Origin of the sequence: Bacillus sp. MUM 116 (assembly GCF_001866655.1) — a bacterium.
Taxonomy (GTDB): Bacteria; Bacillota; Bacilli; order Bacillales; family Cytobacillaceae; genus Neobacillus.
Window position 1 is genome coordinate 16,435 of the sequence record NZ_MLYR01000109.1, and the last position, 20,580, is coordinate 37,014.

A 20,580-nucleotide genomic window follows, 5' to 3' on the forward strand; every position below is an offset into this window, starting at 1 on the left:
TTCTTATTTTATCGCTTTATATTCTTTTATCACTCTGATTGTTTTTAATTCATCGTCCTCAGGGCCTTGAACCGGAAGACCTACTTCAATGTTTTTCTGAATATAGAGCAGGTTTTCTTTTGTAATGATTTCACCTGGGATAAAGATTGGAATACCAGGCGGATAAACCATCACAAACTCGGCGATAATGCGGCCTTCAGATTGTTCAAAAGGAATTACTTCCGTTTCGGAATAAAATGCATCCCGAGGCGTTAAAGCAAGTAATGGGATATCTGGAAGTAAAACCTGTACAGGTTCAATTTTTTCTGCGCGATCCTTAAATGTTTCAGACAGATCTTTTAAGGCCTTAACTAAAATGTCAGCCTCAAAATCAGTATCACCGAAAGTAATAATACAAAGGATGTTATATAAATCAGATAATTCTACTTCAATGTTATGCTTTTCACGCAGCCATTTTTCTACCTCATAGCCTGTTAGCCCTAAATCTTTAACCGAAATAATTAGTTTTGTTGGGTCATAATCGAAAGTGGCTTTAGAACCTAATATCTCCTCGCCGATACAATGTATATGCTCAATCTCGTTTATTCTTTTGCGAATAGATTGAGCCAATTGAATCGTTTTTTCAATGAGGTCCTTCCCTTTTGTCACCAGTTGCTTACGTGCAACATCTAAAGACGCAAGCAATAAATATGATGTGGAAGTGGTTGTCATCATACTGAGGATAGATTGAACATGTTTAGCGGATACAAGTCCCTCTTTTACATTTAAGATGGAGCTTTGTGTCATCGAACCGCCAAGTTTATGGACACTAGTCGCTGCCATATCGGCCCCTGCCTGCATGGCTGAAAGCGGAAGTTCATCATGAAAATGAATATGCACACCATGCGCTTCATCAACGAGAACAGGGACGTTATAAGAATGAGCAATCTCAACGATTTTTTTCAAATCTGCTGAAATGCCGAAGTAGGTTGGATTAATGACCAAAACTCCTTTTGCATCCGGATGCTGTTTCAATGCCCGTTCAACGGCATCTGTTGTAATCCCATGGGAAATCCCTAATTGTTCGTCAATTTCCGGATGGATAAATACGGGAATAGCTCCAGAAAAAACAATGGCCGACATAACCGATTTATGAACGTTTCTCGGGACAATAATTTTATCTTCAGGGCCGCATACAGCCATTACCATTGCCATTATTGCGCCGCTTGTTCCTTGAACCGAAAAGAAGGTCCGGTCGGCACCAAATGCTTCGGCAGCAAGGTCTTGAGCCTGTTTAATCATGCCTTTTGGTGCGTGCAGATCATCAAGTGGTCCAATATTAATTAAATCAATCGAAAGGGCATTATCACCAATGAAATTTCGAAATTCCGGATCCATACCTGCACCTTTTTTATGACCAGGTATATGGAATTGAATAGGATTTCTTTTTGCATGTTCTAATAAACCGCTGAATAACGGTGTTTGATTTTGCGACAATTTAGTACCACACCTCTTTATTTCAAATACTTATATTTTCATTTGAATAAATATACATAAAACATATGAATTATAGCACTTTTCACTCACCTTGCATAGGGATACGTTTCATATTAGTAACATTCCCTTAACAACAGGAAATTTACCGTTTGAAGTCGAAATAAATGATAATGAAGTATTGGAGGGATACAAATGAATTGGCAAACACGAGTAACTGATTTACTCAATATTCAATATCCAATTGTTCAAGGCGGGCTTGCTTATTTGGCTTACTCAAAGCTTGCAGCGGCTGTTTCAAACGCTGGTGGCCTCGGCCAAATTACGGCCATGTCACTTGGAGATGCGTATAAACTTAGAGAAGAAATTAGGAAAGTGAAGCAGTTGACAAACAAACCATTTGGTGTAAACTTTGCCATTGGGCAGCATGGAAGGCCATTTGAGGATTTTTTGCAGGTTGCCATTGACGAAGACGTACCAGTCGTTTCGATGACGGGTGGGAATCCTGCTCCTATTTTTGAACAGTTAAAAGGAACTTCCATCAAAAAATTAGTTCTGGTTGCGGCAAGAAGACAAGCTGTAAAAGCAGAGGAGCTAGGGGCAGACGCAGTAATGGTTGTTGGTCAAGAAGGTGGAGGACACCTTGGGAGAGATGATATCGGGACAATGGTCTTAATTCCACAGGTGGTTGATGCTGTTTCGATTCCTGTCATTGCTTCTGGTGGAATTGGCGATGGCCGGGGGCTGATCGCTGCTCTAAGTTTAGGGGCTGAAGGGATTGAAATGGGAACAAGATTTATTGCAACAAAGGAATGTGTTCATGCAAATGAACTTTATAAGCAAAGATTGGTGGAAGGGAATGAAGCAGATACCATTGTGATTAAGCGTTCCCTTGGCAGCCCCGGAAGAGCAATTGCAAATACATGGACAAATAAAATCCTTGAAATCGAAAAAGAGAACGGAGGATATGAACTACTAAAAGATTTTATTAGTGGTTCAGCGAATATGCGTTACATTTATGATGGGGCGGAGAACGAAGGATTTGCATGGGCAGGTCAGGTTATGGGATTAATAAAAGATGTCCCAACCGTTACGGAATTATTTTCGCGAATAATTACCGATGCCGAACAAATTCGTTATAAATGGGGAAAATAAGGTTTAAGAGAGAACGGTAAGCAGGTGAAATGATGGAGTACCAATATCCAATCGATTATCATTGGTCAACAGAAGAAATTGTGGATGTAATAAAATTTTTTGAAACGGTTGAGAGAGCATACGAAAAAGGGATTTCCCGTGATGAAATCATGAATGCTTATCGACGCTTCAAGGAGATCGTACCAGGAAAGGCAGAAGAGAAAAAGATTTGTGGTGAATTCGAAGAAATAAGCGGTTATTCTTCTTATCGAACTATCAAACGAGCAAAAGAGGCTGTTCCCGGTGAAAAGATTTCAATGTTGTAATGGCAAAAAGCTCCCGAGTTTAGGGAGCTTTTATTTTACAATAGAATTTATAAATGGCTTCGAGAATTGTCCAGCTCCAGCGCCTAGCCCCTCTAGGTCGCTGCGGTCCTGCCGATGAAGTCAAAAAACGACTTCACCGTCAGGACCGCGAGCAGCTGTCGGGGCTGACCAAGGCGCTTACGCTTTTCTTATTTATTTACAGCAATTTTATATAATGGAGCAACTTGTTTAAACACATTTTCAATTTGTTCAAGTAATTCTTCAGGTTTTAATTCAATGACTTTTTCCCGATCAATTATCAAACCAGACAGAATTTCAGCTTTTTTAACAGTTTGCAGACGGTGGAAAAAGGACTTTAATTCATCTTTAGAAAGATCTTGATGGTTCACTGTTTCAGGTTTTGTATGATCAAGGGACCAAACAAACTCCTTGGGTGTTTCTTTATATAATTTATTTAATTTTTTCGTGAACCTTTCACCGATAGCCTCTTTTTGTGGTGCCTCATAAATAACCGCAAACCAGATAAATAAATGACTGTTCCATAACCCAATTTGAAAATGAGGAAGCATCTTATAGCCGCGTGCATTATTAGCCAAAGCCACCCAAGTATCCTTTGGAGGATTGATGGTTCTTCTTGCGTGCTTTGCAACATGGACAAACATTTCATCTCCAGTAAGGGTTGTTAGTAAGGGAGAAAAATATTGTCCCAAAAATTCCAACTTCGGGCGAATGATTTCTTTTAATGCCTCCATTCTTGGCTCTAATCCATCTATTAAGAAAACATCAAAATCTTCTTGCGAAAATCCTTTAAAATTCATTTAGGAAACCCCCTGCAATAAGCTTTGTCCATTATTGTAGCATATTGGCGGTTTTTGAAAAAATCTATTGCTTATCTGGGTTAATGCACAAATTTGTTACATCCTTACGCATTGACTCATAGAATAACAGTAAAAAAATAGTCTGAAAAATTAGTCAATACCATCATGAAAGGGAGGAGAACCATGAAACAATTAATGAATACAACGCTTAAAAAAGCAGGCGAAAAAGAAAGAACAGCTTATTTGAGATTGGAAATGGATTATGAATTGGCAACATTATTTGAAGCAATTGAGGATAAAAATGAGAAAAAAATTAAAGAGTGTAAACTAAAATTGGAAAAAATCCGCCAGGAACTATTACGTTTAAAAGCTTTTTAATATAAAGTTTTACTTTTTAAGGGGTAACTTTAAGGAAATGATACAAAATAGAAAGGTAATCGAGCTTATCTAAAACGGACTCCAGTAACAATAAAGGGGTTCGTTTATTATTGCTCCCATTTGTTAATGTATTCACGAATGTTTAAAATTGGAACTACAAAGTTGATGTGCTGAATCATTTTGATTAAGCTATAAGTACATCAATTTTATCGGGTGATTCTTACTACATACATTAGACACATCTTGTAAATTCGGAAGCATTGGAGGAGCAAAATGAATTGGGATCATATTTATACTCATGCGCTGGCTTGGGTAAAAGAAGCCGGGGAAAGAATTAGATCATCCTTTGACAAGACGTTGAATATTCAAACAAAATCAAATGCGAATGACCTTGTCACCAATATGGATAAAGAAATTGAACAATTTTTTATTGGGAAAATTAGAGAGACCTACCCAGATCATAAAATTTTAGGCGAGGAAGGGTTTGGAGATGAGCTTAAGAATTTGCACGGAATTGTATGGATGATTGACCCAATTGACGGGACGATGAATTTTATCCATCAGCAGCGTAATTTTGCTATTTCGCTTGGAATTTATGATGAAGGCATCGGAAAAATTGGGATAATTTATGATGTGGTTCATGATGAATTGTATCATGCTTTAAGGGGAAAGGGTGCCTATTTAAATGATAAGGTAATTCCGGCCTTAAAGGAGGCAAATGTCGAGGAATCAATTATTGCATTAAATGCCACTTGGGTAATGAAGAACCATCGTATTGACCATAATTTACTTATTCCACTTGTTAGGGATGCACGGGGAACAAGGTCTTATGGAACGGCTGCACTCGAAATGGTATTTGTGGCAACAGGACGCGTGGATGCCTATATATCCATGCGGCTTTCTCCATGGGATTTTGCTGGTGGTGCTGTGATTGTCGAAGAATTAGGAGGGATTATAACCAATTTAAGAGGGGAAAAACTTGATTATCTTACAAAAGATTCTCTGTTTGTTGCGAAGCCCGGCTTGCATGAAACGATTTTAAAGAAATATTTAAAAGATGGTAAATGGTAAAAAGAAGCCTTACACAGGCTTCTTTTTCTAATTGTATAGCTTTAGCGCCTAGCCCCTAGGGGCCGAAGCGCTTGTCGGGGCTGGCCAAGGCGCTTCCGCTTTTCTTTATAATTGGCCGTTTGCTCTCATTTTTGCTTTCGTTTTAAATCCCATTCCCATAATTAAAATAACGGCGATAATACAGCCAATCGTACCGATTATACTTTGCTCAGCAATGGCAACACCAATACCGGCAATGAAGGCGGCAGCAAGAAATGCATATAAAAGTAAACTCCATTTTATTTGTTTCATATCTATACCCCACTATAATAATAAAATTAAATTCCTTTACAAGTATTATTCTACATAAAATCCTTTTAGGTTTCCACTTTAATTATGGTATAATGTTTTAGTTATATTTGAAAAACTATAATAAGCTTTATTTTATGAATAGAGGTAGGAGTGAATTTTTTGAAAATAAGAGAAGATATTCGCAATATTGCCATAATTGCCCACGTTGACCATGGTAAAACAACTTTGGTTGACCAGTTGTTAAAACAATCCGGAACCTTCCGTTCCAATGAGCATGTAGAAGAGCGTGCGATGGATTCAAATGATATTGAAAGAGAACGTGGAATCACGATTCTTGCCAAGAACACAGCGATTCAATATAAAGATACCCGTATCAATATTCTCGACACACCGGGACACGCTGACTTTGGCGGAGAAGTAGAACGTATCATGAAAATGGTTGATGGGGTTTTGCTTGTTGTTGATGCCTATGAAGGGACAATGCCGCAAACACGATTTGTGCTGAAAAAAGCATTAGAGCAAAATCTTACACCAATTGTAGTCGTAAATAAAATCGACCGTGATTTTGCCCGACCAGAAGAAGTTATTGATGAAGTCATCGATTTGTTTATTGAACTTGACGCAACGGAAGATCAGCTTGAGTTCCCAGTAATTTACGCATCGGCCATTAATGGGACAGCAAGTACGGATCCTCATCAACAGGATGAAAACATGCAATGTTTGTATGATTCCATTGTTGATAACATCCCTTCGCCAGTTGATAACAGCGATGAACCGTTGCAATTTCAAGTAGCGCTTCTTGATTACAATGATTTTGTAGGAAGAATTGGAATCGGACGGGTATTTCGTGGGACAATGCATGTAGGCCAACAGGTTGCCTTAATGAAATTAGACGGATCAGTTAAACAATTCCGTGTTACCAAGATTTTTGGATTCTTTGGTTTAAAACGTCAAGAAATCAAAGAAGCAAAAGCGGGAGATTTAATCGCAGTATCCGGAATGGAAGATATAAACGTAGGTGAAACAGTTTGTCCGACTGAGCACCAAGAAGCATTACCTGTTTTACGGATTGATGAACCGACTTTACAAATGACCTTCGTTGTCAATAATAGTCCATTTGCAGGTCGCGAAGGAAAATATTTAACGGCGAGAAAGATTGAAGAGAGACTTCGTGCCCAATTACAAACAGATGTAAGCTTACGTGTCGAAAATACAGATTCACCTGATGCATGGATTGTTTCCGGTCGTGGAGAACTCCACTTATCGATTTTGATTGAAAACATGCGTCGTGAAGGTTATGAGCTACAGGTTTCTAAACCGGAAGTAATCGTAAAGGAAATTGATGGTGTACGCTGTGAGCCTGTTGAACGGGTACAAATTGATGTTCCAGAAGAGCATACAGGTGCTGTAATGGAATCCATTGGTGCCCGCAAAGGTGAAATGATCGACATGATTAATAATGGATCGGGTCAAGTTCGTTTAATCTTTAATGTTCCTGCTCGCGGATTAATTGGATATACAACAGAATTCTTAACGATGACTCGTGGATATGGAATTATTAACCACACCTTTGATAGCTATCAGCCAATGCTTCAAGGCCAAGTTGGAGGAAGACGTCAAGGAGTACTAGTTTCAATGGAATCAGGAAAAGCTTCCACATATGGCATCATGCAAGTAGAAGACCGAGGAACGATTTTTGTTGAACCGGGAACTGAAATTTATGAGGGTATGATTGTCGGAGAGCACACGCGTGAAAACGATATAACCGTTAATATCACAAAAGTGAAACAAGCTACAAATGTGCGTTCAGCAAATAAAGATCAAACTTCAGTCATTAAAAAGCCAAAAATTATGACTCTTGAGGAATCACTTGAATATTTAAATGAGGACGAATATTGTGAAGTAACACCGGAATCCATCCGTCTTCGTAAAAAAATTCTTGATAAAAATGAACGGGAACGCATGGCTAAAAAGAAAAAATATGCTGAAATGAGTTAAGAAGCCCTTTTAGAAATGTGTCAGTGGCAGAAAATGTTAGAATGGACTCTCTGATCTCCAACGAAACCACTGATAAAATTGAAATACCAAGGAGGTTTTGTGGGTGAATGTAGCAGAACGTCTTTCATTTTTTGCAGCTCTTTATAAGGTAACAGAACAGCCTAAAATAGGCATGTGGTTATTATACTTAACCATTGTTGCTTTATCGATTGTTGTCTATAAGCTTGGTTTTGCCAAAAAGCTGCCTCTGGGAAAATCAATTGTGATTTATATCTTTTTATGTGTCGGCTGTACCCTCCTTACTTTTTTAGGGATCTTTTTACCGGTTGCAGAGGGACTTGTCGTGGCGGCTTTAATTTTGATTATCTATAAAATTCGCTTGCATCAATCGAAAAAACATCAGGCAGAAGCAAAGTAGTTGGGGGATACGGAAATGAAAATGAAATCCTTGCAGGATGCATTATATAATTGGCTTACAATTAAGGTTGTAAGTGATTCCCGTCCTGATGATACGGCTGCTAAGGAGACGGTTGACCTCTTTGAAGAAATTCTGGTTTCCGATTATCGTCTTTCCAACATTGTGATCACAACAGATGAAGTCATGTATTATGTAACCTTTCATCAAGACGGCGAAAGCAAGAAACAGCGTTTCCCCCGCGAGGTTATTGAGGTTATGTTAGACCAAATCAATGGAGAACCCGACAAATATTGCAACTTCCCTGCGGAGGAAGAATAATAAAAAGCCCCTCAAGGTAAACTTGAGGGGCTTTTTATTGAGATAAGAAAGTATAAAATTCGGAATCGAGAATTGTCCAGCGCAAGCGTCCTGCCCCTCGAGGTCACAAGCCAATCCGTCCAAAAGGTTAAAGAACAACCTTTTGGACGGATTGGCTTGTCTTCTGCTATGCCTGAGGCTGAGCAAAGCGCTTGCGCTTTTTTTATTTTTGAAAAGAGGTTGGGGTTTACCAATCATCCTTTTCAGGCCGCTCCCGGAAAAATCGGAATTTTCCGGTGTCAATTCTTGCTTTTGTTTTATCGGCTATTCTTGCACTGCAATCATTACACATATATGTATGGATAGGACGATTACGCAATCGCTTCGCGATCAGCGTTTCATCGTCAATTTTTTCTATTTTATCGCAGATTACGCATTTTACCCTCATTTTAACCCCCCAATTATCTTCAAAGCCGCTATTTATTTTAATAGTATATCATATTAAGCCAAGAGAAAAGCGCGTTATATTGTATGAATGTTGATGAAAAAAATAGATAGTAGTAATATTAGAATAACTGTTTTTAAAGGAGGTGTAATGATGGCGAACCAAGTTGAACCTAAATTAATTAAAATCCTATATGATGAACTGCAAAAAGAGAGGTTCGTAACATTGGCAACAGTCGATTATGAAACAGGCGGACCAAATGTTAGCGCGATTTCCTGGATTCTTGCAAAGGATGAAGAAACCATTTATTTTGCGGTTGATAATCGTTCCAGAATTGTCCAGAATATCGGTAATAATAATCAAGTCGTAATTAATTTAATTGCCAACGAATCTACATACTCCATCCAGGGGACTGCTTCCATTAAAGAAGAAAGACTCCAGGATGTTCCTTTGAAATTGGCATTAATTGAAGTATCTATAAACGAAGTCAGAGATGTTATGTTCTACGGTTCAAAAATTGTAACCGAAGTACAGTATGATAAAACATACGATAAAAATGCAGCTGCGAAACTTGATAAACAAGTAATGGATGCCATGAAAAAAGCTTAGTTTTCACTAAGCTTTTTTCATTTATGATAATTAGACTGTTCTTCTTGTTTCTTATTCAAATTCTTTTCTTCCTTTGGTGATAGACTATTATCGGGTTTATCCGTTGCATTCTTTGGATTCGGAGTAATAATGTCGCCTGGAACCTCAGGCATTAATCTTCCTGCAACATCTGCAAGTTCCTCCATGATACCTTGTATGGGTCTTCCCTTCTTGATATCGGCAGAAATTTCTCTCAATCGTTCCGTTGTATCAGCATCTGCAACCACAATAGATTTTGCGCCATAGGGGTCTTTTCTCAAGCTTTCCGCTACAGAGTACTTAATCGTTCCAACCTGGGAACGTTCTAATTTAGAATTTACATCAATTCCCACGATAGCGTATCGACCAAGGACAACAGCAGTAGCATCATTAACATTCGGGACACTTGTGGCCAGATCCACTAAGCGTTTAGAAATTTCTTGACCTGTTTTCCGATCGACATTTTCAATATAACTGTTTTTTACATTTACTAATGATGATTTATTTTCTTGTTTTTGATTGGCCTCATTTTTTACGCATCCAGCAATGCAAAATAATATAATAATGGCGGCCGCTAATTTCCACATTTCACATTCACCTCTTGGAAACCTTGATGGAATATTTCATTGATTTCGTTAACATTTATTGTGCATTACTCCTTCTATCTTTATTCGAATAAACATATATTTTACCAAAGTAGTACAGGTAAAATGGTTTGTTAAAAAATTATAAACAAGCCAAAACAACTAGAGAAGCGGGAGGCGTCGCTTTGAGTAAAATATACGTGTTAGATACGAATGTCTTGTTACAAGACCCGTATTCCATTTTTTCATTTGAAGATAATGAAGTGGTCATTCCTGCAGTGGTTCTGGAAGAAGTGGACTCAAAGAAAAGATATATGGATGAGATTGGTAGAAATGCCAGGCAGGTATCAAGGCTAATCGATGGCTTGCGGGCTGCAGGAAAGCTCCATGAAAAAATCCCGCTGGAGAATGGCGGAACGATTAGAATTGAATTAAACCATCGTTCCTTTCATGAACTTCAGGATATTTTTATTGAAAAAACAAATGATAACCGAATTCTTGCAGTTGCGAAGAATTTATATATGGAGGAACAAACAAAGGAAAATGGGAAACCGGTTATACTCGTCAGCAAGGATGCTCTGGTTCGGGTTAAAGCAGATGCCATCGGCCTTGATGCCGAGGATTTTTTAAACGATAGGGTAGTTGAATTTGAACATATTTATACAGGATTTATTGAGGTATTTGTAGCGATTGAATTATTGGGTCGATTTTACGAAAAAGGAGAACTTTTTCTTTCTGAAATTGCCAATCATCCTTTTTATCCAAGCCAATTTCTTATTATGAAGGATGCCCTTGGAAGTTCGGCATCCGCGATTGGCATGGTGGACAAAACGAGCAAGAAGGTAAAAAAGCTTTCGTTAAATCAGGAACATGTATGGGGAATACATCCGCGAAATGTTCAGCAGACCATGGCGATTGAATTACTTCTTCGTAAGGATATTACATTGGTAACACTTATCGGAAAAGCGGGGACCGGGAAAACTTTATTGGCTTTAGCTGCAGGTTTAATGCAGACAGAAGATTTTAGAGAATATAAAAAACTTTTAGTTGCTAGACCCATCGTACCAGTAGGAAAGGATCTGGGATTTCTGCCGGGGGAAAAACAAGAGAAGCTTAGGCCGTGGATGCAGCCTATATATGATAATTTGGAATTCCTGTTTAACACAAAGAAACCAGGGGAACTGGATGCCATTTTGGCCGGGATGGGTTCCATCGAGGTAGAGGCATTAACCTATATTCGGGGGAGAAGTTTGCCAAAACAATTTATCATTATTGATGAAGCACAAAATTTAACGAAGCATGAAGTGAAAACCATCTTAACTCGTGTCGGAGAGGGCAGTAAAATTGTATTAATGGGAGACCCGGAACAAATCGATCATCCTTATTTGGATGCTTATAACAACGGACTTACCTACGTAGTTGAAAGGTTTAAGGATCAAGATATCTCAGGTCATGTAAAATTGCTAAAAGGGGAAAGATCGGGGCTTGCAAGACTCGCTGCAGATCTTCTTTAAAAACATGCAAAAACTTAAACGGGCGCTTTGCTGCACCCGTCTTGTCTTATTTCACAATAAATTTTTTAACGTTTTTAAATGGATTTTGCTGATTTGAACCATCTCCATAAAAAAGGTGTATGGGTCCATCTTCCGATAATTGCTTTCCATCTTGAGAGAATTTAAGAATTAACTCGTACGCCTTTTCAAGGGGAATTTCAATTTCCCCTTCTGAGGTCTCGGCAATGACTATCTTAGCATCAGGATTTGGTTGTGAATTTTCCAGAAAAGGTTTAAAAGAAATCCCGAATGTACTTGTCAACATCTTTATTTTTTCAAGCTTTTTTTCAAACTTTTTTTCAGTTTTTAAAGTTGGCGGAAAGATTGCGCCTTCCATAATTTCACGGTCCCAATGCTTTGAAACGGCTTTAGTGTATTCCTCGAGTTGATCTTTAACTTCCTTTTTGTCGGAAAAGTAGGTGGTTAAATCAACGCGTCGATCATCAAAAATCCACACACTCGGATCAAGAGTAATCGTATATTTACAATTTCCTGTAATTAAAATTATGTTTTCCAATTTTTTTACCCCCGTTCATCACTCGAATTAAGTATAGCCCTTTTTTATTCGAATGTCATTTAAGGAAGAAAGTGAATTTCTGCTTTTACTTGTATGTCATTATTCTTGCATTTTTATGCTTCAAACGGTAAAATTTAAAGATAAGTAGGTTATCGCTCTGAAACGGGGGGATGAATGTTGGCGTCTGAAATGATCGTGAATCATCAGGAAAAAGCATATGCCTTATTACAGGCTGACGCTGAGAAAATATTAAAGCTTATTAAAGTGCAAATGGACAATCTTACGATGCCTCAATGCCCTCTTTATGAAGAGGTATTGGACACCCAAATGTTTGGTTTATCGAGAGAGATAGATTTTGCGGCTAGATTAGGCTTAATTGATATTAAAGATGGGAAAGCGATTTTAGATCAATTGGAACGTGAATTATCGGCTCTTCACGATGCATTCAAAAGAAAATAAATCGACCTAAAGAACTCAAACATTGAAAACATTAAGTGTTTGGGTTCTTTATTATTTTGGCTGTGTTTAAGGTCATTGTTGATTTCTTATCCATGTTGAATGGAGCAGAAATCAACAGTCAAATTTAACACAGCCATTTTTTAGTAATAAAAAATCATGCAGCCAGTAAGATTTCCTCAAGTAATCTGCCCGATTTTCTATTATAATAATATTAATCAAATTATTTTTGAAGTTGAGGGAATTGAATGGTAAAAAAAATATTTAAATCCTATGATTATACTTTAATCCTTGCAATTATTCTTCTGTCAGCATTTGGACTGGTAATGGTTTACAGTGCTAGCATGGCATCTGCTGTTCAACGATATAAAGTTCCAAGTGATTTTTTTTACCAGAGGCAAAAAATATTTTTGCTCATATCATTGGCGATTTTTATTTTTACAGCGGTGATTCCATATAAAATAATGACGTTTACCAAACACTTTTTAGCTCCGATGGTGATCCTATCGATTATGGCTCTTATGGGTTTATTCGTGTTCGGAAATGTTGCAGGTAATGCCCAAAGCTGGTATCAATTTGGGCCATTAAAAATTCAGCCTTCGGAATTTGTTAAACTTGCTGTCATTATCTATTTGTCGGCTGTTTATGCAAAGAAACAGAATTACATCAACCAGTTTAACAAAGGGGTTCTTCCACCATTATTTTACCTTTTGATTGTTTGCGTTCTGATTGCCAAACAGCCTGACTATGGGACAGCTCTTATAATTATTCTAATCGCCGGTACGGTTATCCTATCATCCGGCATGAATTTTAAAAGTATTTCTAAACTATTGCTGATTGGGGTTATCGTAGGGTTAATTTTTCTTGCTTTTGGGAAGGGAGCAATCTTGTCTCAAAAAAGAGTTGATCGGTTTGCCGTATTAAACGATCCGTTTAAAGAAGAACAAACATCCGGGTTCCACCTGGCAAATTCATATATTGCGATAGGTTCCGGTGGGATTAATGGATTAGGACTAGGAAGAAGTATTCAGAAGCTTGGTTATCTTCCAGAATCCCATACAGATTTTATTATGGCCGTAATTGCTGAAGAACTTGGAGTATGGGGGGTTGGCTTTGTTGTTTTAACCTTGGCTTATATTGTTCTTAGGGGAATCTATATTGGGTTAAAATGCAAGGACCCTTTTGGAAGCCTGTTGGCGATAGGAATTTCCAGCATGATTGGAATTCAAACCTTTATTAACCTAGGGGGGATATCAGGAGTCATTCCACTTACGGGTGTACCATTGCCATTTGTAAGTTACGGTGGTTCCTCGCTGCTTTCGCTTGCCATAGCTGCCGGAATTTTAGTCAATGTATCCATGTTTGTTAAATATGAGAGTACGAAAAATAAATCGGACCAAAAAGTGAAAAAAGAACAGAAAAATGACGGAAAAGTATTTTACTTGCAACAATAAAAAAGCTGCCGGGTTGGCAGCTTTTTTATTGTATAAGTATTTATTAATTGCTTTGAGAATGGTCCAGCTGTGGCGCCTTCACTTATCTTATTTATGTTTTTTTCTTACTCTTGAATATAAAAGTAATAAATAGCTTAAAACCCCAAATAAACAAGTGATGAAAAAGGCGTGCAATAGTGCTATATAGAGATTTAGTCTGCTAAAAATAATCAAGGCACCGGCAATTCCTTGCAAGCACACAAGACAAAATGAAATAATCCATCCCCAGTAAAGAACCTTTTGCTGGTTATATCGGCGTATCGCCAAGTATGTAACATAGGCAATCCAAATAAAAATTATTCCTGCTGCAGCCCGATGTCCCATTTGTACCCATTCATACATATTTGTTGGCAGGGATGGCGCATCATTAAGGCATAACGGCCAATCACGGCAAACCAGGCTTGATTCGGTATGGCGGACCAGTGCACCAGTATAAATGACAATATAACTGTAAATGGAAACACCGACGATATGAAAACTCATTCGTTTATCAATAACAAGCTTATCTACATCAAATTTCTTATCCACTTCAAAGATAATTAAAGTTAGTAAAAATACAGCTGCAAAGGATACAAGTGAGATACCAAAATGCAAAGCCAAAACAAAGCTGGATTGGCCCCACAAGACAGCAGCTGCCCCAATTAAACCTTGTAAGAGTAAGAAAAAGAATGAGAGAAATGATAGGAATTTTGTTTCTCTTATATGACCAATGGCTTTCCAGGTCCAAATCGATAAAATAAGAACCAAGACCCCTTCTGCACCTGATACAAGACGGTGAGCGAGCTCAATAATTAATTCCGGAGTTATATCTGACGGGACAATTTTGTCTTCGCAAAGCGGCCATGATCTTCCGCATCCCATTCCAGAGCCTGTTTTGGTAACAAGTGCTCCGCCCAGTAAAACAAAAATCATCCCAATCGTAGTAGCTACAGCGAGCCACTTTAAAGAACGTTGCAAAAAATTCACCTTCTTCAATGTTAGTTCGAAAATTTGTCAATGGATATTATTGTAAGTATAATTGATGAAATAGGACAGAAAAAGCCCCTATTCATCATAACGAAAACAAAAGGAAAAGAACAGGATTTCGAGATTTTTTTGGTGTTTTTTTTGGCCGATCAATTGAACGGATAATTTTTAATTTTCGCCATTATTATAGTGGAAACTATTGAAACTTGTGGAATGATTTGTTAAAACTATAAATAACAGTTCTTTTAAGGAATATTTTCCTGAATAACAGGCTTAAATGTTATTTTGAATATTCTGAAAAGTTTTGACACAATTTAGTCAAAAATTATTCAAAAAAAATTCACAAAAAGGACTCGAATTGTGATTTAATATACAGTGAAAGTGTTTATTAAAACTCTTCTTTTTTAAGATGTATTCTTATCTTGAGATAACTTTTATTTAAGCTTATCTATTTCCTTATAAGGAATTAGATAAGGCAAAATTATTTAGGTATCGATATAATGGATATTGTAAATATTGTAAATATTGTAATAAAGGATTAGGAGGATAAAAAATGTCCAATTCAAAGGGTCTTGGTGATACTGCGATAGAAAATGATGCATCAGGCCTGAAAACGGGTATTGAAAAAACGTCAGCATGGAAGGACTTTTTAGCTCTCATCAAAATTGGAATTGTTAATTCCAATCTCATTACAGCTTTTACAGGTCTTTGGCTGGCAATTCATTTTACCGGTTTAAGTTTTTTAAATAACTTAGATATCGTATTTTTTACATTAGCTGGTTCAGCACTCATTATCGCTGGGTCTTGTGTGATTAATAACTGGTTTGACCGGGATATTGATCATTTAATGGAAAGAACAAAAGCCAGACCAACTGTAACAGGAAAATTGGCTCCTGCAAAAGTACTTGCTTTTGGTATTATCTTGATTGGCCTGGGAACACTGTCTTTATTATTTACTACTATAACTGCAACAGTAATAGGGCTGCTTGGAGTTTTTAGTTATGTTTTCCTTTATACATTATGGTCAAAACGTCAATTGGTTTCTAATACGATTATCGGAAGTATTTCCGGTGCTGTTCCGCCGCTTATAGGCTGGGCTGCAGTAGACGGAAATCTTGATAAAATGGCATGGGCGTTATTTGTCCTTATGTTTGCTTGGCAGCCTCCTCATTTTTATGCACTAGCGATGAGAAGAGTAAAGGAATATAAAGCAGCAGGAATTCCAATGCTTCCAGTGGTTAAAGGATTTAAAACGACCAAAAGACACATCGTACTTTGGGTAGCAGTTTTATTACCAATCCCAATTTTTTTGAAAAGTTTAGGAATCCCATTTCTAATTCTGGCAACCGTGTTAAATCTCGGTTGGCTTGTTTTAGGGATTTATGGATATAGGGTCAAAGATGATATTAAGTGGGCAAAACTAATGTTTTTGTACTCATTGCAATATCTAACTATTATTTTTGTAGCAATGGTTATTGTTACATTGATTTAGTTTTGCTTAATGTTCTTCTATACTAATGGAAGCTAATTTGCCATTGGCGTTTAGATGACCCAGCGGCATCTTTCAGTAAAGAACCTTGTTGCTGGGTAATCTTTTACATATGGATGAATCATTATACATACTTCTTTGATCAAGCATTTATATTAAAGAAATTTTTTACGAAAGAGGGGTTTGATTGAGCTATGAAAAGGCTTGCAAAATGGCGTTTAATATCGTTGTTTGCGATTTTAGCGCTAATTCTCTCCGGATGCGGTGAACCGTTCCTATCCACGTTACAGCCAGCCGGTGAAGTTGCAGACATGCAATATGGCTTAATGAAGTTAAGTACTTACATCATGGTTGGAGTTATCCTAGTTGTACTAATCATTTTTGTATTGGTATTTTTACGCTTCAGAAGAAAGGATGACACAATACCAAAACAAGTGGAAGGAAGCCATACATTAGAAATTACTTGGACAGTTATACCGATTCTATTACTTCTAATCCTTGCTGTTCCAACAGTAGCTGCTACCTTCAAGCTTGCAGATGTTTCACAAATGGATAAGAAAAATTCAAAAGCATTGGTAATTAATGTGCGTTCACATTTATACTGGTGGGATTTTGAATATCCAGGTCAAAAAATTGTAACTAGCCAAGAGTTAGTAGTTCCAACAAATGAAAAGGTTTATTTTAGCTTAAAGTCGATGGATGTAAAACATGCATTCTGGATTCCTGCTGTTGGCGGTAAAATGGATACAAATACTGATAATATTAATAAGTTTTGGCTGGAGTTTGATGCAAAAAAAGCACAAGAGGCCGGAAACCTTTTCTATGGTAAATGTGCTGAGTTATGCGGACCATCTCATGCTTTAATGGACTTTAAAGTAAAAGCAATGAGCCGTGCTCAATTTGATAGCTGGGTAAAGGCAATGCAAAATGTAAAAGAGCCTCAAAAAGCCCAATCAGCTTTAGCACAACAAGGACAGGATATCTTTAATAAAAGTTGTGTAGCATGTCATGCTGTAACACCACAAAATAATAAACCAGAAGCAGCAAGACTTGCACCAAATTTAACGAACTTTGGTGATCGTTCTCGTGTCGCTGGTATTTTAGATCATAATAAAACGGAATTGAAAAATTGGATTCGCAATCCTGAAACATATAAACCAGGAAATAAAATGACTGGTAAATACCCACAAATGTCAGAAGATCAATTAAATGCTTTAGCTGAGTATTTAATGGGATTAAAAGTGCAGCAATAGTTGGGGAATTGGTTGAAAGGGAGGTAAAATTGTGAGTACCTATGCTCAAAAAAAGGGATTTGGCGGAACTATATGGGATTATTTAACTACGGTAGACCATAAAAAAATCGCTATCCTCTATATGATTGCTGGCGGATTTTTCTTCTTAATCGGTGGGATTGAAGCGATCTTTATCCGAATCCAGCTTGCAGTACCAAATAATGATTTTGTTAGTGCTGGACAATTTAATGAAATTATCACAATGCACGGAACAACAATGATTTTCCTTGCAGCGATGCCGCTAATTTTCGGCTTTATGAATGCAGTAATGCCTTTACAAATTGGGGCACGTGACGTAGCGTTCCCATATGTTAATGCATTAGGTTTTTGGCTTTTCTTTTTCGGTGGTGTGTTCCTGAATCTTTCATGGTTTATGGGTGGAGCACCTGATGCCGGCTGGACATCTTATGCATCACTTGCAGTCGCATCTAAGGGTCATGGTGTTGACTTCTATATTTTAGGTTTACAGATTTCCGGTCTTGGAACCTTGATTGGTGGTATTAACTTCCTGGTTACAATCATCAACATGCGTGCACCTGGAATGACTTATATGAGAATGCCTTTGTTTACTTGGACAACATTTGTAACTTCTGCACTCATTTTATTTGCATTCCCTCCGTTAACAGTAGGACTTGTGTTAATGATGTTTGACCGTTTATTTGGAGCAAACTTATTTGAAGTTTCAATGGGTGGTAATACCGTTATTTGGGAACACCTTTTCTGGATATTCGGTCACCCAGAGGTTTATATTTTGATCTTACCTGCTTTTGGTATTTTTTCAGAAATACTCCCTATTTTTTCAAGAAAACGTTTATTCGGTTACTCTTCAATGGTGTTTGCAACTGTTTTAATCGGTTTCTTAGGATTCATGGTTTGGGCTCACCATATGTTCACAACTGGATTAGGACCAGTCACTAATGCCATTTTCGCAGTTGCTACAATGGCAATTGGTGTACCTACAGGTATCAAAATTTTCAACTGGTTATTAACTCTTTGGGGTGGGAGCGTTAAATTTACCACTCCAATGCATTGGGCCTTTGCTTTTATTCCATCGTTCCTTGCTGGTGGTGTAACAGGGGTTATGCTTGCATCTGCTGCTGCAGACTATCAGTATCATGATACGTATTTCGTTGTTGCCCATTTTCACTATGTAATTGTGGGTGGGGTAGTATTTGCCATTTTCGCAGGTACTCACCTTTATTGGCCAAAAATGTTTGGTACAATGTTAAACGAAGCGATGGGTAAAATAACATTCTGGTTATTCTTTATTGGCTTCCACTTGACATTCTTTATTCAACACTTCTTAGGTCTATGGGGAATGCCGCGTCGTGTTTTCACATACCTTCCAGGTCAAGGATTTGACGCTGCGAATATGGTAAGTTCTATCGGTGCAGCATTTATGGGTGCGGCCGTCATCGTTATGTTAATAAACATCATTGTTACATCTGTTAAAAACGTTAAAGTTGGAAATGATCCTTGGGGTGATGGTAGAACTCTTGAATGGTCAATCCCATCACCACCTCCATTTTATAACTTTAAACAGCTTCCACTTGTCCGTGGATTAGATGCTTATTGGTTGGAAAAAATGGAAGGTAAGAAGGAAATGACTCCGGCTGAGCCGCTTGGTGATATTCATATGCCGAATTCATCCTTCCTACCATTTACAACGGCTCTTGGGCTTTTCATTGCCGCATTTGGGGCAATGTACCATGTGAACGATAAAGTTTGGGCATTACCAGTTATGATAATTGGACTACTTGTTACTTTTGGTTCCATGTTCTTCCGTTCAGTAAAAGATGATCATGGATTCCATATTCACAAGGAAGATTTATTGAAAGAAGAAAAGGGGGCTAAGGCATAATGCACGCAGAAGAAAAATTTACCTATGAGACATGGCCTGCTGAGCCTGAGAAAGCCACCCTTGAATCAAAAAATAAATTTTTAGGCTTTTGGTTTTTCTTAGGGGGGGAGACGGTTCTCTTCGCCTCCCTCTTTGCAACATATCTTGCATTAAAGGATAAGGTTCCTGATTCAAGTCAGCATTTAGCTAAGGACCTGTTTGAAATGCCGCTTACATTTGTAGCGACCATGTTACTTTTAACAAGCTCGCTTACAAGTGTTTATGCAATGTACCATATGAAAAACTTTGCATTTAAAAAGATGATGGTATGGCTTGGCTTAACTGCATTATTAGGTGTAGGGTTCTTAGGACTTGAGGTTTACGAGTTTAAAACCTATGTCCATGAAGGCCATACATTTACAAGCAGTGCATTTGGTTCTGCTTTCTACACATTAGTTGGATTCCATGGTGGTCACGTTGCTTTTGGTCTATTATGGTGCCTAACACTAATGTTCCGTAATGCAAAACGCGGTTTAAACCTCTATAACGCTCCCAAATTTTATGTGTTTAGTTTATACTGGCACTTTATCGACGTTGTTTGGGTGTTTATCTTTACAGTAGTATATTTAATGGGAATGGTGGGATAAACTGATGGCAAATCCACAAGTAAATTCAGGTAACCCAAGAGTTGACATTGAATATCGCCGAAAGAAAAGTAAAGAAGAAATGAAATACCAAGTTGTTTCTTTCGCCTTAATGATTTTCTTGACCTTAATAGCTTTCGGAGCCGTTTTAGCTAAAGGATTTACAGCATGGTTCACTGTTCCATTTATTATTCTTTTAGCTGTTGTTCAAGTAATTTTTCAGCTCTATTATTTCATGCACATGAGCCACAAAGGCCATGAAGCACCATCATTATTCTTGTACTCAGGTGTACTCGTTGGAGCAATTACCGTTTTAGCGTTTTCAACAATTATTTGGTGGTAATGAAAACACAAAAGAGAGAATCGGCTTTTAGCCGATTTTCTTTTTTAGGAGAAAAGAAAGTATAAAATTTCCACTTCGAGAATTGTCTAGCACAAGCGTCCTGCCCCTCGAGGTCACAAGCCAATCC

General features: G+C 37.7%; 23 protein-coding genes. 16 read left to right on the plus strand and 7 right to left on the minus strand.

Annotated features, from left to right (window positions below; translation table 11 throughout):
* Window positions 1-3: 3 nt before the first annotated feature.
* Window positions 4-1,476, minus strand: coding sequence for an aminotransferase class I/II-fold pyridoxal phosphate-dependent enzyme (locus BIV60_RS23360; RefSeq protein WP_071358110.1), 1,473 nt, complete (start codon window positions 1,474-1,476; stop codon window positions 4-6).
* Window positions 1,477-1,668: 192 nt separating this feature from the next.
* On the opposite strand from BIV60_RS23360, the gene BIV60_RS23365 reads away from it, so the two are divergent.
* Window positions 1,669-2,628 (plus strand): NAD(P)H-dependent flavin oxidoreductase, encoded by a 960-nt coding sequence (locus BIV60_RS23365; protein WP_071358111.1) that lies wholly within the window; start codon window positions 1,669-1,671, stop codon window positions 2,626-2,628.
* A 32-nt stretch (window positions 2,629-2,660) separates the two neighbouring features.
* The gene (locus tag BIV60_RS23370) at window positions 2,661-2,933 is read left to right on the plus strand and encodes a UPF0223 family protein (RefSeq protein WP_071358112.1); all 273 of its coding nucleotides are present in this window, start codon (window positions 2,661-2,663) and stop codon (window positions 2,931-2,933) included.
* A gap of 188 nt (window positions 2,934-3,121) precedes the next feature.
* Here the strand turns inward: BIV60_RS23370 and BIV60_RS23375 are convergent, their stop codons facing one another.
* Complete coding sequence (locus BIV60_RS23375) at window positions 3,122-3,751, minus strand: YktB family protein (RefSeq protein ID WP_071358113.1); 630 nt, start codon at window positions 3,749-3,751, stop codon at window positions 3,122-3,124.
* Window positions 3,752-3,934: 183 nt separating this feature from the next.
* On the opposite strand from BIV60_RS23375, the gene BIV60_RS23380 reads away from it, so the two are divergent.
* Window positions 3,935-4,129 (plus strand): hypothetical protein, encoded by a 195-nt coding sequence (locus tag BIV60_RS23380; protein WP_071358114.1) that lies wholly within the window; start codon window positions 3,935-3,937, stop codon window positions 4,127-4,129.
* 273 nt (window positions 4,130-4,402) lie between these two features.
* Window positions 4,403-5,200: an inositol monophosphatase family protein gene (locus BIV60_RS23385; RefSeq protein ID WP_071358115.1), complete on the plus strand. Its 798-nt coding sequence runs from the start codon at window positions 4,403-4,405 to the stop codon at window positions 5,198-5,200.
* Between the two features lie 105 nt (window positions 5,201-5,305).
* On the opposite strand, the gene BIV60_RS23390 is transcribed toward BIV60_RS23385, so the two are convergent.
* A complete protein-coding gene (locus tag BIV60_RS23390) occupies window positions 5,306-5,491 on the minus strand; it encodes a YlaF family protein (protein ID WP_071358116.1) in 186 nt (61 codons plus the stop codon).
* A 159-nt stretch (window positions 5,492-5,650) separates the two neighbouring features.
* Here BIV60_RS23390 and typA point away from each other — a divergent pair, with 159 nt between their 5' ends.
* From typA to BIV60_RS23405, 3 genes are all read left to right on the plus strand, one after another.
* A complete protein-coding gene (typA, locus tag BIV60_RS23395; RefSeq protein ID WP_071358117.1) occupies window positions 5,651-7,489 on the plus strand; it encodes a translational GTPase TypA in 1,839 nt (612 codons plus the stop codon).
* A 103-nt stretch (window positions 7,490-7,592) separates the two neighbouring features.
* Window positions 7,593-7,907, plus strand: coding sequence for a YlaH-like family protein (locus BIV60_RS23400; protein WP_071358118.1), 315 nt, complete (start codon window positions 7,593-7,595; stop codon window positions 7,905-7,907).
* Window positions 7,908-7,928: 21 nt separating this feature from the next.
* Window positions 7,929-8,225 (plus strand): hypothetical protein, encoded by a 297-nt coding sequence (locus tag BIV60_RS23405; protein ID WP_071358133.1) that lies wholly within the window; start codon window positions 7,929-7,931, stop codon window positions 8,223-8,225.
* 226 nt (window positions 8,226-8,451) lie between these two features.
* Here BIV60_RS23405 and BIV60_RS23410 read toward each other — a convergent pair whose 3' ends face one another.
* The gene (locus BIV60_RS23410; protein WP_071358119.1) at window positions 8,452-8,652 is read right to left on the minus strand and encodes a YlaI family protein; all 201 of its coding nucleotides are present in this window, start codon (window positions 8,650-8,652) and stop codon (window positions 8,452-8,454) included.
* Between the two features lie 150 nt (window positions 8,653-8,802).
* On the opposite strand from BIV60_RS23410, the gene BIV60_RS23415 reads away from it, so the two are divergent.
* The gene (locus tag BIV60_RS23415) at window positions 8,803-9,258 is read left to right on the plus strand and encodes a pyridoxamine 5'-phosphate oxidase family protein (protein WP_071358120.1); all 456 of its coding nucleotides are present in this window, start codon (window positions 8,803-8,805) and stop codon (window positions 9,256-9,258) included.
* A gap of 17 nt (window positions 9,259-9,275) precedes the next feature.
* Here the strand turns inward: BIV60_RS23415 and BIV60_RS23420 are convergent, their stop codons facing one another.
* Complete coding sequence (locus tag BIV60_RS23420; RefSeq protein WP_071358121.1) at window positions 9,276-9,863, minus strand: YhcN/YlaJ family sporulation lipoprotein; 588 nt, start codon at window positions 9,861-9,863, stop codon at window positions 9,276-9,278.
* A 182-nt stretch (window positions 9,864-10,045) separates the two neighbouring features.
* Here BIV60_RS23420 and BIV60_RS23425 point away from each other — a divergent pair, with 182 nt between their 5' ends.
* Window positions 10,046-11,374 (plus strand): PhoH family protein, encoded by a 1,329-nt coding sequence (locus BIV60_RS23425; RefSeq protein WP_071358122.1) that lies wholly within the window; start codon window positions 10,046-10,048, stop codon window positions 11,372-11,374.
* A 46-nt stretch (window positions 11,375-11,420) separates the two neighbouring features.
* Here BIV60_RS23425 and BIV60_RS23430 read toward each other — a convergent pair whose 3' ends face one another.
* Window positions 11,421-11,930, minus strand: coding sequence for a molybdopterin-binding protein (locus tag BIV60_RS23430; RefSeq protein ID WP_071358123.1), 510 nt, complete (start codon window positions 11,928-11,930; stop codon window positions 11,421-11,423).
* A 177-nt stretch (window positions 11,931-12,107) separates the two neighbouring features.
* Here BIV60_RS23430 and BIV60_RS23435 point away from each other — a divergent pair, with 177 nt between their 5' ends.
* Together BIV60_RS23435 and BIV60_RS23440 are read left to right on the plus strand one after the other, a co-directional pair.
* Window positions 12,108-12,389, plus strand: coding sequence for an Fpa/YlaN family protein (locus tag BIV60_RS23435; RefSeq protein ID WP_071358124.1), 282 nt, complete (start codon window positions 12,108-12,110; stop codon window positions 12,387-12,389).
* A gap of 245 nt (window positions 12,390-12,634) precedes the next feature.
* Window positions 12,635-13,840: an FtsW/RodA/SpoVE family cell cycle protein gene (locus tag BIV60_RS23440; protein WP_071358125.1), complete on the plus strand. Its 1,206-nt coding sequence runs from the start codon at window positions 12,635-12,637 to the stop codon at window positions 13,838-13,840.
* Window positions 13,841-13,927: 87 nt separating this feature from the next.
* Here the strand turns inward: BIV60_RS23440 and BIV60_RS23445 are convergent, their stop codons facing one another.
* Window positions 13,928-14,836: a COX15/CtaA family protein gene (locus BIV60_RS23445; RefSeq protein WP_071358126.1), complete on the minus strand. Its 909-nt coding sequence runs from the start codon at window positions 14,834-14,836 to the stop codon at window positions 13,928-13,930.
* A 562-nt stretch (window positions 14,837-15,398) separates the two neighbouring features.
* On the opposite strand from BIV60_RS23445, the gene cyoE reads away from it, so the two are divergent.
* The 5 genes from cyoE to ctaF all read left to right on the plus strand — a co-directional run bounded on the left by cyoE (window position 15,399) and on the right by ctaF (window position 20,453).
* Window positions 15,399-16,337, plus strand: coding sequence for a heme o synthase (cyoE, locus tag BIV60_RS23450; protein WP_071358127.1), 939 nt, complete (start codon window positions 15,399-15,401; stop codon window positions 16,335-16,337).
* 191 nt (window positions 16,338-16,528) lie between these two features.
* Window positions 16,529-17,587, plus strand: coding sequence for a cytochrome c oxidase subunit II (coxB, locus tag BIV60_RS23455; RefSeq protein WP_071358128.1), 1,059 nt, complete (start codon window positions 16,529-16,531; stop codon window positions 17,585-17,587).
* 28 nt (window positions 17,588-17,615) lie between these two features.
* Window positions 17,616-19,487, plus strand: a complete 1,872-nt coding sequence (ctaD, locus tag BIV60_RS23460; protein ID WP_371261584.1) for a cytochrome c oxidase subunit I — start codon at window positions 17,616-17,618, stop codon at window positions 19,485-19,487.
* Complete coding sequence (locus BIV60_RS23465) at window positions 19,487-20,113, plus strand: cytochrome (ubi)quinol oxidase subunit III (protein ID WP_071358130.1); 627 nt, start codon at window positions 19,487-19,489, stop codon at window positions 20,111-20,113. Before ctaD ends, BIV60_RS23465 begins: the two co-directional genes overlap by 1 nt.
* Window positions 20,114-20,117: 4 nt before the next feature.
* A complete protein-coding gene (gene ctaF / locus BIV60_RS23470) occupies window positions 20,118-20,453 on the plus strand; it encodes a cytochrome c oxidase subunit IVB (protein WP_071358131.1) in 336 nt (111 codons plus the stop codon).
* Window positions 20,454-20,580 lie beyond the last annotated feature (127 nt).

What these genes read in the sequence shown, in the direction of transcription:
- BIV60_RS23365 (WP_071358111.1), top strand. Translation starts at nt 1,669, where the DNA reads ATGAATTGGCAAACACGAGTAACTGATTTACTCAATATTCAATATCCA.
- BIV60_RS23370 (WP_071358112.1), top strand. Translation starts at nt 2,661, where the DNA reads ATGGAGTACCAATATCCAATCGATTATCATTGGTCAACAGAAGAAATT.
- BIV60_RS23375 (WP_071358113.1), bottom strand. Translation starts at nt 3,751, where the DNA reads ATGAATTTTAAAGGATTTTCGCAAGAAGATTTTGATGTTTTCTTAATA.
- BIV60_RS23380 (WP_071358114.1), top strand. Translation starts at nt 3,935, where the DNA reads ATGAAACAATTAATGAATACAACGCTTAAAAAAGCAGGCGAAAAAGAA.
- BIV60_RS23385 (WP_071358115.1), top strand. Translation starts at nt 4,403, where the DNA reads ATGAATTGGGATCATATTTATACTCATGCGCTGGCTTGGGTAAAAGAA.
- BIV60_RS23390 (WP_071358116.1), bottom strand. Translation starts at nt 5,491, where the DNA reads ATGAAACAAATAAAATGGAGTTTACTTTTATATGCATTTCTTGCTGCC.
- BIV60_RS23405 (WP_071358133.1), top strand. Translation starts at nt 7,929, where the DNA reads ATGAAATCCTTGCAGGATGCATTATATAATTGGCTTACAATTAAGGTT.
- BIV60_RS23410 (WP_071358119.1), bottom strand. Translation starts at nt 8,652, where the DNA reads ATGAGGGTAAAATGCGTAATCTGCGATAAAATAGAAAAAATTGACGAT.
- BIV60_RS23415 (WP_071358120.1), top strand. Translation starts at nt 8,803, where the DNA reads ATGGCGAACCAAGTTGAACCTAAATTAATTAAAATCCTATATGATGAA.
- BIV60_RS23420 (WP_071358121.1), bottom strand. Translation starts at nt 9,863, where the DNA reads ATGTGGAAATTAGCGGCCGCCATTATTATATTATTTTGCATTGCTGGA.
- BIV60_RS23440 (WP_071358125.1), top strand. Translation starts at nt 12,635, where the DNA reads ATGGTAAAAAAAATATTTAAATCCTATGATTATACTTTAATCCTTGCA.
- cyoE (WP_071358127.1), top strand. Translation starts at nt 15,399, where the DNA reads ATGTCCAATTCAAAGGGTCTTGGTGATACTGCGATAGAAAATGATGCA.
- coxB (WP_071358128.1), top strand. Translation starts at nt 16,529, where the DNA reads ATGAAAAGGCTTGCAAAATGGCGTTTAATATCGTTGTTTGCGATTTTA.
- BIV60_RS23465 (WP_071358130.1), top strand. Translation starts at nt 19,487, where the DNA reads ATGCACGCAGAAGAAAAATTTACCTATGAGACATGGCCTGCTGAGCCT.
- ctaF (WP_071358131.1), top strand. Translation starts at nt 20,118, where the DNA reads ATGGCAAATCCACAAGTAAATTCAGGTAACCCAAGAGTTGACATTGAA.